At 61.4% G+C, this 9,701-nt stretch carries 3 protein-coding genes and 1 pseudogene; all 4 read left to right on the forward strand.

The window, feature by feature from the left end; genetic code table 11:
- Positions 1-760 (forward strand): annotated as a pseudogene (locus ABYO54_RS09390) (hypothetical protein); the annotation flags it as partial.
- A complete protein-coding gene (locus ABYO54_RS09395) occupies positions 747-1,193 on the forward strand; it encodes a hypothetical protein (protein WP_372807994.1) in 447 nt (148 codons plus the stop codon). The pseudogene ABYO54_RS09390 and the gene ABYO54_RS09395, both read left to right, overlap by 14 nt.
- Before the next feature lie 38 nt (positions 1,194-1,231).
- Positions 1,232-3,163 carry a type II secretion system protein GspD gene (locus ABYO54_RS09400; RefSeq protein ID WP_372807995.1) on the forward strand — a complete coding sequence of 644 codons (1,932 nt, stop codon included), beginning with the start codon at positions 1,232-1,234 and terminating at the stop codon, positions 3,161-3,163.
- 54 nt (positions 3,164-3,217) lie between these two features.
- The gene (locus ABYO54_RS09405; RefSeq protein WP_372807996.1) at positions 3,218-9,184 is read left to right on the forward strand and encodes a S8 family serine peptidase; all 5,967 of its coding nucleotides are present in this window, start codon (positions 3,218-3,220) and stop codon (positions 9,182-9,184) included.
- The last annotated feature ends 517 nt before the right edge of the window (positions 9,185-9,701 follow it).

The raw sequence follows: 9,701 nt of genomic DNA on the forward strand, positions 1-9,701 counted from the left end.
CGAGCCCGAGCCTGTTTTTGTCGAGCCGGTGATCGAGGAGCCCACCCCGGTGGCGGTGGCCGAGCCCGTTCCCGAGCCCGAGCCTGTTTTTGTCGAGCCGGTGATCGAGGAGCCCACCCCGGTGGCGGTGGCCGAGCCCGTTCCCGAGCCCGAGCCTGTTTTTGTCGAGCCGGTGATCGAGGAGCCCGCCCCGGTGGCGGTGGCCGAGCCCGTTCCCGAGCCCGAACCTGAAAGCGAGGTGCTGGATTCGATCCTGGCGTCCATCGACAGCATTGAAACCGCGCAGTTGGAGACGGATGGTCGTGAGCCGAAGCCCGAGGAGTCCGAATTGCAGACCTTGCTGGCTATGCTGGGTTCTCATGGCGACCGCGAGCCGGAGCCCGAAGCGGAGACGGCCAGTACCGACCCTGCCGCGCTAGCGGCCCTTGTCATGGAGCTGGAAACCACGTCCAAACGGCAGGATCCGCCCGCGCAACTCGATCCGCCCGCGTTGCAGGAAACGCCCATTTTGCAGGATCCGCCCGCGTTGCTGGATCCGCCGAAGGAAATGGTCAAGCCCGAGCCGCTGCCAGTCGTGGTGCCGGAACCGACGGTTGCGCAGTCCGGGCCTCGGTTTGATCCGGAGGGGGAAAAATATGTTTCGACCCCTTCAAGTTCTCAGAAGCTGGCAGATTTGCTTCGCAAGGATGAATCAAAAAACGAAAAGACGCTAGGGTCTTTTCTTGATGGCATATTGGAGGATATCAGTGAATCGGAATAAGTTGCAAAGGATTGTGGTGCTGTGGGTTGGCCTCTTGGCTCCGGCGTTTGTCCTTGGTGCGCTCCCGGCCGAATCTCATGCGGGCGGCGTGGGTGGTACGGATGATGCTTTAGAATCGGCAACCTTCAAGCGCGATCCATTCTGCCCCGTGGGGTATGTGTCGAAGCGCGCGAAGGCCGCAGCGAAAGAAAAAACCGCGGCCGAGCCCCATAAGCCGGCTTTGGTGAACGATTGGGACAATGCCATGAAAAAAGTTGTGATTAACGGAGTCAGTAGCAGGGGCGGCGATGAGTTCTACGCGGTCATCAACGGACAGGTGAAGAGGGTCGGCGATTCCGTTTCGGTCGATTTCGGAGGAACGATCTATACGTGGGCCGTGGACGGTATCCAACCGCCGGGTTCGGTGAAACTGCGTCGGATGTCTACTCGCTAGAAAACAAAGGGATTAAAAGGGTAAATAAGGTGAAAACAATGAATATCGCAAAGAATGCAGGAATGTATGGAGCCACCGCAGCGGTTCTTTTAGTGGGAGCCGCCGCCTGGGCGCAACAGAAGCCGATCGCGGATCAGGATTTGCTGAATCTCATGGAGTCGGTCGACAACAAGGGCGCTGCCGCCACACCGACCTCGGCCGAAGCCGATGCGGCATTGGGCGAGGCGATGGATATGCTTGAAGCCGCCGGGGAAAGCGTAATGGCGTCCAATGCGGTGGATGAAGTGGTCGACGATCTTGGCATGAGCGAGGTCAGCCAGACCCAAACGATTAGCGGCGACAACCTGATCTCCGTTCGTCTCGACAAGGTGGGCCTGGAAGAGGCCATCAGCCTGTTCGCCCAGCTCGCCCAGGCCAATATCATCGTGCCGGAGCTCGCCGAATCCACCCAGATCTCGGTAAACCTCAAGGATGTCGAGTGGCGCCCGGCGCTGCAGTCGATCCTCGACACCTACGACTACGAACTCTACCAGAAAGTTTCCGGTTCCAACGTCTACAGCGTGCGCCGCCGTCCCGAGGGGGCGCCCGAGCCGCAGGTGGTCGAAACCTTCGTCCTGAAATATGCCAACATTCCCAGCGTCGCCGAACTGGTGCGCGAACTGTTGCCGGAAAACGCCAAGATCTCCGAGTTCGCCTCGCGCAACATGCTCGTGATCAAGAGCACCGAGTCGAGCCTTTCCGAGGTTCGCGCCGTGCTCCAGTCCATCGACACCGTCCGCCAGCAGGTCTTCATCGAATCCAAGTTCATGGAACTGAGCGACTCCGCCCAGAAGGATCTCGGCATCGACTGGAGCGTGTTGCAGTCCTACGGCATCGGTGCCAGCTCGATCGCGTACGACTACTCGTCGGAACGCGCCTCCTCGTCCAGCGATTCCTCGGCGTGGAACAAGTTCACCGATATTTCCGGAAATGAATACGAAGCGTCCGACGGCTCCTATTCCGAGAGCCAGCGCGGCGGGTCGGCCCTCTCCCCGTGGACCCTCTCCGGCATCACCCCCTCGCTTTCGCAATCCGGCGGAAATGCCGCCGCCAAGAGCACCTCCCAGATTCTCACCTCGGTGCTTTCGGCCGACGACTTCAGCCTGGTGCTCAGCGCCCTGGAAGCAAACTCGGGCGTGAACGTGGTCTCCAACCCGAAGATCATCGTGGCGAACGAGGAACTCGCCAATATCTCGATCGTGCGCAAAGAGCCCAACCTCAAGCAGGAACGCCAGCAATCCGCCACGGATAGCGCCCTCGACAACATCACCTATTCGATGGATGAGACGACGCCCTTCTTCGAGTACGGCATCAAGCTCGACGTCACGCCGTCGATCAACACCAGCAGCAACATCACCGTCAAGATCGTCCCGTCGCTTACCCGCAAATATGCCGACAAGGAAGCCGGCGACAACACCTACCCGATTATCGACGAAAAGAAGATCGAAACCGTCTTCAGCCTCGCCGACGGCCAAACCGCCGCCATCGGCGGCCTGACCGAAGTCACCGAAAGCGAATCGGAAAAGAAGGTTCCGCTCCTCGGCAGCATTCCGTTTCTCGGCCGCTTTTTCTCCTGGTCGGAAACGGTCCATGGGCAGGAAGAAACCATCATCTTCGTGACGGTCGGCCTGGCCAACACCCAGCAAATCAGCGTGGATACCGGGATGCCCGGCGACGCCGAACTCGCCCGCCGCCAGATCATCAAGGACAACAATGGCCGCACGTTGCGCGACCAGGGCCGCTCCTACTTCGAAGCCGAGGAAGAAGACAAGCTCGACGACATGATGAAGGTCATCGATGCCAAGGAGGCGCAGCGCATTCTCCGCCGAAACGCCGAGTTGGATAAGCAAGCGCGCGAGGAAGCCCAAAAGGCCGAAAAGCGGAAAGCCAAAGAAGCGGCTGCGGAAGCAGCAATGGCATCGGTCAACTAATTTGAATCCGCCGGGACCCCGCGGTTGCGGGGGACGGGCGGGAGAGGAGCAACCGTGAAAAAAAAGATCTTAGGTTGGGGAGTGTTCGCCGGGGGGCTGCTGGTAGTGGGCCTCGCCATGTTCGGCTCCAAAACGCCCCGGGGGGCCAATGCCGCTCCGGAACGCAGTGTCGATGTTGCCCGAAAACCCGCGCCGGCTAACGCCGCAGCGGTGGCGGTTGCCGCCGAACCGGCCGTTGTTGCGCCGGGAACCGACGCATCCGTGGCGTCCGTGGCTTCGGCGGCGGACGGCCTGCGCGCCGAGCGCCAGACGATGCTCGGCAACGGCGATGTCGAATCCCGCCGCATGATCGCGGTTGCCGGCAAATATCCGAACCGGGTCGTGGTCGAAACGCTCCGCCGCGACCGCCGGCAGCGCAAGTTCGTGCCCGTGGGCCGCACCGAAATGGTGGCCGACCATGTGTTGGTAAACCTTCGGCCAGGCGCGGATCGTGCCGCATTCGAGCAACTCGTTTCCGAGTTCGATGCCCAGATCGAACGATCCCTTTCCGATGGCCGCACGTTCATCGTGCAGTTGCAAGCCCCAAGCCTCGATGCGGTGGATGAGGCCATCGGATATTTTTCCGAGGCCGCCGCGGCGGTGGCCTATGCCGAGCCCGACTATGTCCGCCATATTTCCGGCACGGTGCCCAACGACCTGATGTACGGCGACCTCTGGGCCATGCCCCAAATCTCCGCGCCGGACGCCTGGTCGATCACGACGGGTAGCGACGACATCGTCGTGGCCGTCATTGACACCGGCATGGACATGGACCACGCCGATCTGCTCTCCAACCTTTGGGCCAACGACGGCGAGATCGCGGGCGACGACATCGACAACGACGGCAACGGCTATGTCGACGACGTCAATGGCTGGGACTTTGTTTCGACGACGAACGGCGTTCCGGAAGACGGCCACGGCCACGGGACGCACTGCGCGGGAACCATCGGCGCGGTCGGCAACAACGCCAACCAGGTGGTGGGGCTCTGTTGGGACGTCTCCATCATGCCCATCCGCTGTGCGTCGGACGACGGGTCCATGCTCGACGCCGACATCGTCGAGGGCATCTACTATGCCGCGGACAACGGCGCCAAGGTGATCTCGAATTCCTATGGCGGCGAAGGCTTCAGCCAAACCACCTACGAAGCGGTTTCCCATGCGAACGACCTCGGCGCCATCTTCGTGGCCGCCGCCGGCAACGATTCCAACGACAACGACGACACCCCGCAATATCCGGCCGGCTACGACCTGCCCAACGTGATCTCCGTCGCCGCGACGGACTCGGACGACAACCTCGCCTCGTTCTCGAACTACGGCGAAACCTCGGTGGACCTCGCCGCACCCGGCGTGGACATCGTCAGCACCTATCTGAATGGGGAAACCACCACGATGGACGGCACCTCGATGGCCTGTCCGCATGTTGCCGGCGCCTTGGCGCTGCTGGTCTCGACCGATTCCGACATGACGCCTTCCGAGGCCAAGCAACTGTTGCTTTCCAGCGTCGATGACGTGTCGGCCTTGACCGGCAAAGTGGTCTCGGGCGGTCGCCTGAACGTCCACGCCATGTTCGCCAACGCGAACGATACCGACAAGGACGGCATCCCCGACTCGTGGGAAGACCGTTACGGATTCGATTCGCTGAATGCGGCCGATGCCGTGTTGGACGGCGACAACGATTTCCTGACCAATCTCGAGGAATACCAAAACGGATCCGATCCGACGAAAAGCGATTCGGACGGCGACAGCCTGATCGATGGCTGGGAAGTGTTGTACGGGTTCAACCCGGTCAACGTGCACGGGGCCTTGCCGCGGCTGCAATATCTCGGTTTCAACGGCGGCTGCCTCGATGCGCAGGACATCGTTGTCAAGGGCGGCTATGCCTACGTTGCCGACGGCGCGTACGGGTTCAAGGTGCTGAGCCTGACCGATCCGGCAAACCCGGTGTTGGTGGGGTCCTATTCCACGTCGGGCGATGCGCACGGCGTGGATGTCGAAGGCGACTACGCCTATGTGGCCGACTATGAGAACGGGCTATACATCTTCGATATCTCCGATCCGTCGGATCCGGTGCTGAAGGCCTCGCTTGCCACCACGGCGCTCAACGTCGATGTGGTCGGCGACTACGCCTATGTGGCGGCGTATGACGCAGGCTTCAAGATTGCCTCGGTTGCCGATCGGTCGAAGCCCACCTGGAAAGGCGCCTATTGGGTGGCCGGGCTCGAGGTTTACGACGTGACGGTTTCCGGCACGAAGGCCTATCTGGGGGTCAATGGCGCGGTGGCCACGTTCGATGTCACCGATCCGGCCAAACCGCAATTCCGCAAGCAGCACGTTAACGGCAACGACGGGCTGGGGGTCTTTTTCGATTCCGGCACCCTCTACGCCGCCGTCAACCCGTTCGGCGTTGTGGCCTACAACTCCATGCTGACGGGCATCGACGAATACGAAACCGGCGGTACCGTCGAAGACGTCTGCTTCGGCGAAGGATTGGTCTTCGTGGCCGATGGGGCCAACGGTCTCGTTGTGCTCGACGCCACCGATCCAACCGACATCGTATCCTTTACGGAATATGCGAACATCGACGCGTATGGCGTCACCCTGGCCGATGGCTACGCCTATGTGGCGGGCGGCGGCGACGGCATCCAGATCTTCCAAAGCTCGGTCGATACCGATGAAGACGGCATGTACGACGCCTGGGAAATCGAGCACTTCGGCTCGCTGGCCGAAGGGGCGTTTGCCGACTACGACGGCGACGGCATCTTCAACTGGGGCGAATATCTCGCCGATCTGGACCCGACCAAGGCCGACCAGGACGGCGACGGCCTGGTGGACGGCACGGATGAAGTGCAGACCTATCTGACCGATCCGCGCACGGTCGATACCGACGACGATGGGCTGACCGATTCCGAGGAAGTCAACACCCATGGAACCGATCCGTTGCTGGCCGATTCCGACTCCGATGGCATGACCGACGGTTGGGAAGTCGAATACGGCCTCGATCCGCTGGTCGACGACGGTGCCGAAGATCCCGACGCCGATGGCGCCACCAATGCGGAAGAGGAAGCCGCCGGCACCAATCCCTCGCTCGCCGATACCGATGCCGACGGCATGCCCGACGGCTGGGAAATCGAAACCGGACTCGATCCGCTGCTCGACGATGCCGCCGGCGATCCCGATTCGGATGGCTTTGCGAACCTGATCGAATACCAATTGGTCACGAACGGGCTCTATCTCGTCTCGACCAATCCCAACTTGGCCGACACCGACGCCGATGGGTTGACCGATCCGCAGGAAGTCAACGAGACGTTTACCAATCCCACGGTCGCCGATACCGATGGTGACGGCATGCCCGACGGCTGGGAAACAAAACACGGGCTCGACCCGCTCGACGACGGCTCCACCGATGTCGACAACGGCCCGGACGGCGACCAGGACAACGATGGCCTGCTCAACTACTACGAATATCTCAACGGAAGCGATCCCGACAACGACGACACGGATGACGATGGGTTCGATGATCCGACCGAGTTCGCGCTCGGCACCATGGCCACCAATCGCTACGACCCGGTGGTCGTCGACGACGACGCGGAATTCGACGTCCCGGTCTGGAATCCCGATCTGCTCTCCTGGGAAGGCGGCATGCCGCAGGACCCGCAGCAGAGCGATCCGGACGAAGACGGCTCGATTAGCCATCCCTTCGATGCCATCCAGGAAGCCATCAACGTGGCCTCCAACGGATTCACCGTCCTGGTGAAGCCGGGCAAATACTATGGAACCGGAAACCGCAATATCAATCCGGGGTCGAAGCAGTTGCGCATCCTGGCCGAGGATCAGTCCGATCCTTCGCTGACGCTGGTGAAGAGCCATGGTCTCAGCCCGGTCTTCGTGTTCGAGGGCGGCCAGTCGACCGCAACCGTCTTGGCCGGATTCTCGATCCAGAGTTCGATGCAGGGGATCGATTGTTCCAACGGCGATTGCGGCGAAATGAACGGCATCATCTGCCAGGATGCCTCCAGCCCGCTCATCACCAACTGCGTGGTGGAAATCTGCCGCGACACCGCGGTCTACTGCGACTTCAATTCGAGCCCGGTTCTTTCGAACGTGACGATCCGCACGATCTACGAGGGCCACGGCATCCACGCGATAGACGGCTCCACGCCTTCGGTGATGGGTTGCACCATCTCCGGTATCTATGCCGGCTGCGGGATCTATGCCGACGAAAGCGCGGGCTTGGAAGTCATCGATTCCACCATTTCCAACTGCGGCAATTCCTTTGGGGTCGGCCGCGGCATTTGGCTGGTCGACGACGAATTCGCCCGCATTGCCAATACGGTGGTCAGCGGATGCCAGGGCGGTATCCGGTGCGACGGCTCCTCGCCCGAAATCGACCGCTGCACCATCTCCGGCAACACGGCGCCCGACTATTTCACGGCGGCCGATGCCTACGGGTATGCCTGGACCAATATCGCGGTGCTGGCCAATGACACGGACGATATGGCCGATGAAATCAACGACGAGGAAAACGGCGGCGGCATCTTGCTGATGGCCGGCAGCTTCCCGCTGATCCAAAACTGCGTGATCGCCGGCAACGGCACCGTGGCCTCCGATCCCGATTATTCGAACGGGGACGTTGCGAAACCCTACTATGGATTGGGCGGCGGCATCTTCTCCGGGGCGGACTGCGCGGTGGAGCTGATCAACTGTACCGTGGTCAGCAATACGGCCATGACCTTGGGCGGCGGTTTCACGACCTACGGCAACCACGAGGAATATCTGCGCAACGACGTCTTGTGGGGCAACGCCTGCCATGCCGCCTGGCTCGATACCGAGGTGGAACCCGCAGTTCTGCTCCAGCCCGGCAACGCCTACTACAACGCGCTGCATTGCAACGAGGGGTCCAGCCATTTCGATCCGTGGTACTGCAACATTGAGGATGGATGGGGCTTCGTGGGCGACCGCTACAACATCGAAGCGGATCCGCTCTTCATGGGCGGCGGCGACTACCACCTCACGGAGGGGTCGCCCTGCATCGACGCGGGAACCTTCTACAACGCGCCGCTCTATGATCGCGACAACCTGCCGCGCCCGCTCGACGGCGATACCGACACGAACAACTTCTACTCGGTCGATATCGGTGCGTACGAGTTCCTCAACGGACTGGCCGACACCGATCGCGACGGAATCCTGGATGCGGTCGAAATCTCGAGCTACAACACCGATCCGACGTTGGCCGATTCCGATGCCGACGGCCTGCTCGACGGCTATGAAGTCGAAAACGGGCTGAGCAACGGCGGTAACGACGCCGATGGCGATGCCGACGGCGACGGGCTCTCGAACCTCGAAGAACAGGCGCTGGGGACGTCCGCCAACAATGCGGATACCGACGGCGACCTGAGCTCCGACTCCGACGAATTGATTGCCGGAACCGATCCGCAGGACGGAACGAAATACCTTCAGGTCGCGGGCATCCGCCAAGTGGATGTGGCCGAGGTGGCGGGGTGCGAAATTCCCTTCCAGTCCGTTGCCGGACGCACCTATACCCTCGAGCGTTGCACAAACCTGCTGGATTGGGCCGTCCTGATCGACGGAATCGAAGGCGCCGGATCCGAGATCACCGTGCGCGATGCCGAGAACAACGCGGGCTGCTTCTATCGGCTCAAGGTGGAATTGGTTTCGCCGGCATCGACGGTTTCCCTCTTCAGCGCATCCGATGCGTCGGAAGCCGATTCCGGGGTTGCCTCCTGGGCCTTCCGGGTCTCGGACGTCTGTGTCGTGGTTGACGGCGGCGTCGAGGGTTGCGATGTGACCTTCGATACGCTTGCCGGCCGTTTCTATACCGTCCAATGGAGCCCGGCCGAAAACGGCCCGTGGGAAATCGTACAGGCCGATATCGAAGGAACCGGGGCCGCAATCAGCGTCCGCGACCTGGATAACGGAACGGACGGTCTCTATCGCGTGGAGGTGAAAGCCACGCGGCAATAATCTCCCTAACCCTCCAGGCCTCGGGGGCAGGATCCTCCCGCCTCCCCCGATGTCTGGAACTCCCAGGAACGCCCCGGTGCTTGCGCCGGGGCGTTTTTTTTGGTGCCGCGCTTCCCGCCGGCAGAAAAGCCTGGGGGTGGGCAAAAAAAGAACCCGGGGGGTTAGGCCGGGTTGCTTCGGAGTAACGGGCGGCGGGGTGATGGGTTCACTTGGGTTCCGCTTGTGCCCGGGTATGAAATTGTTGGGTTCACTCATGTATACGAGGGCAAAATCCAAAGCGTTACTCGCCAGCGCTCTTTTTTTGGTTTTTTTTGCCACCACTTCATTCGTTTCGGCGGTGGCATGGAAAGTAGGACCGGCATCCAGCCGGTCTCTGCGACTGTGGGGCAGGCATTCCTGCCTGCCCTTGGGCAGGCAAGGATGCCTGCTCCACGAATTGGCGGCGGATTGTAGGGCTGAAACGGTTGACGAAGGAGACCTTTCAGCCATTCGGGGAATCGGGGTCGAAGCGTCCCGC

This window comes from Pontiella sp., assembly GCF_041622395.1.
In the GTDB taxonomy this organism is placed as follows: Bacteria; Verrucomicrobiota; Kiritimatiellia; order Kiritimatiellales; family Pontiellaceae; genus Pontiella.